Here is a 2,329-nt window from a genome sequence, read left to right as displayed (position 1 = left end):
ACTTACTGGGCTAGTTTTTCTAGCCCATCATACTTCCTGCTTTTTGTCAACCTTTTTTACTGGACTGGCGCTCTAGGGATGGTCGAATCCCTAAGTAGGCTGGACGAGGAGCGGAATCCCTTCAGTTCGGGTAGGACACAGCGTAATTGCTATGAGGTGTTCAGAATCTACAACCTGGAGCAGAGCATGATTAGACACAGAGACAACTCTAGTGAATCTTGGAAAACGTTACCGTGGAAGAAATTCCGCCGTAACTTATTCCGCCTACAAAAGCGCGTATACAAAGCTATTCAAGTTGGCGACAAGCGGAAAGCGAAGTCACTACAAAAGCTAATTCTGAAGTCCACCGCAGCAAGATTACTGGCAGTTCGGCAAGTAACTCAACTTAATGTTGGGAAAAAGACCGCAGGAGTAGATGGTAAAGCTTCTCTCTCATTCGAGGAAAGGTTCGCCCTGAGTGAACAGCTCAAGCAACCGATTAACACATGGAAGCATAAGCCGTTAAGGGAAATCCCAATCCCTAAAAAGGATGGGAAAACTCGCATCCTCAAAGTCCCCACTATTGCGGATAGGGCTTGGCAATGTCTTGTCAAATACGCAATGGAACCAGCTTGCGCGTTGCAACTTTCCCAGCGAGAAGTTACGGGTTTAGACCCGGAAGGTCGGCGCAAGACGCACAGAAATTCCTGTTCCTGAACCTAAGCTCCAAAGTAAACGGAATATCCAAGCGAGTCATCGAACTCGACATCGAAAAGTGCTTCGACAGGATAAGCCACAAAATCATCATGGAACGACTCATAGCCCCATCGGGTATAAAACTCGGAATCTTCCGATGTCTCAAAGCAGGAGTCAACCCAGAATTCCCCGACCAGGGTACACCTCAAGGGGGTGTGGTGAGTCCTCTACTTGCCAATATTGCATTAAACGGGATAGAGGATATACACCAGTCTGTCCGGTATGCGGACGATATGGTCATTATACTCAAACCCAAAGATAACGCCGAAATCATACTCGGCAAAATAAGCCAGTTTCTTGCAGAACGTGGGATGAAGGTCAGTGAAAAGAAGACCAAGTTAACCGCTACGACAGATGGATTTGACTTCTTAGGTTGGAACTTCAGGGTGCAGAAAAACGGGAAATTTAGAAGCGTCCCTTCAGCGGACAATTTTAAAGCTTTCCGTCAAAAGGTCAAACACATCGTCAATAACTCGAATTATGGTGCCACGGTCAAGGCTGAAAAATTAGCCCCCGTAGTTAGAGGTTGGAGAAATTACCACCGCTTTTGCAAGATGGACGGGTCAAAAAACTCGCTATATCACATCGAAACAAGAGCATTCAGGGTATTCAACAAGGAACCCAAACAGACTCGCTACAGTAGCAAAAAACTGCTGGATAAAGCGTTCCCATCGGTTCCTTACTCCGAAAACAAACACATCAACGTTAAGGGTGAGAAATCACCATTTGACGGAGATATCGCCTACTGGAGTGAACGTAACAGCAAACTCTATGACGGCGAAACCTCTAAAGCCTTAAAAAGGCAAAGCCATTCATGCGGATATTGTGGCTTAAAGATGCTTGGTGACGAGAAAATACATCTTCATCATGTCGATGAAAACCATAACAACTGGAAGAAAAATAACCTTCTAGCGATTCATCAAAGCTGCCACGATTACATCCACATGAGCAAAAGCGAAAGCTAAGAATATCGGAAGCCGGATGCAGGGAAACCCGCACGTCCGGATTGTGCGGTTCGTTGATTGAAACCAAAGTCTCATAAAACTTAGGAGGAAAATCGTCTCTACACCGCCTTGAGTGCAAACTCAGAAATATAGTAGAGATAACTTTAGTTTAGTGTGAGTGCGTCAAACTCAAATTTGACAAGTCTTACCCGCTAGGAATGGCGTGATGCCAAAACTGCCCACATGGATAGAGAACAAACTCTAAAAATGAAGCTGGGGACAGAACGAGAATAACAAACCTGAGATGGTAGCAACTCGTATAGGTAAGTAGTCAAGGTTAAACATTAGTTGAACTCTCGGAAAAAGCGTCTGAACGTGAACGACCGAAATCAAGGTCGAACAACGACACAACCTAACACTTCAAGTGTGAAAATACCCGCATTCTTTTGAACTGGATAAATGCAATTCTGGGAAATCGTGGGCGAAATGAGAGAACCTAAAACTACAAAACAACTAAACCGAGGAACGAATAAAACGGCTCTTTCAACCTTCAATTTGAGAAAAATTAATTCTTCAAATTGTGGACTCCTTAAATAAGGGTTAGCGGGTAGAGCTGGTAAGATGTACTCAAAAATTCAAGAAATCAGGAC

The 2,329-nt window shown here is 44.3% G+C and carries 2 protein-coding genes; both read left to right on the top strand.

What is annotated here, in order from left to right; genetic code table 11:
* Window positions 1–186: 186 nt before the first annotated feature.
* Window positions 187–696: a reverse transcriptase N-terminal domain-containing protein gene (locus QUB61_RS38970; RefSeq protein WP_333136780.1), complete on the top strand. Its 510-nt coding sequence runs from the start codon at window positions 187–189 to the stop codon at window positions 694–696.
* The gene (locus tag QUB61_RS38965) at window positions 582–1,700 is read left to right on the top strand and encodes a reverse transcriptase domain-containing protein (protein WP_333136778.1); all 1,119 of its coding nucleotides are present in this window, start codon (window positions 582–584) and stop codon (window positions 1,698–1,700) included. Before QUB61_RS38970 ends, QUB61_RS38965 begins: the two co-directional genes overlap by 115 nt.
* Window positions 1,701–2,329 lie beyond the last annotated feature (629 nt).

Source organism: Microcoleus sp. C2D2 (assembly GCF_036702495.1).
Classification (GTDB): Bacteria; Cyanobacteriota; Cyanobacteriia; order Cyanobacteriales; family Microcoleaceae; genus Microcoleus.
Note: the sequence above shows the minus strand (reverse complement) of the source record. Positions and strands in the feature narration are given on the sequence as shown.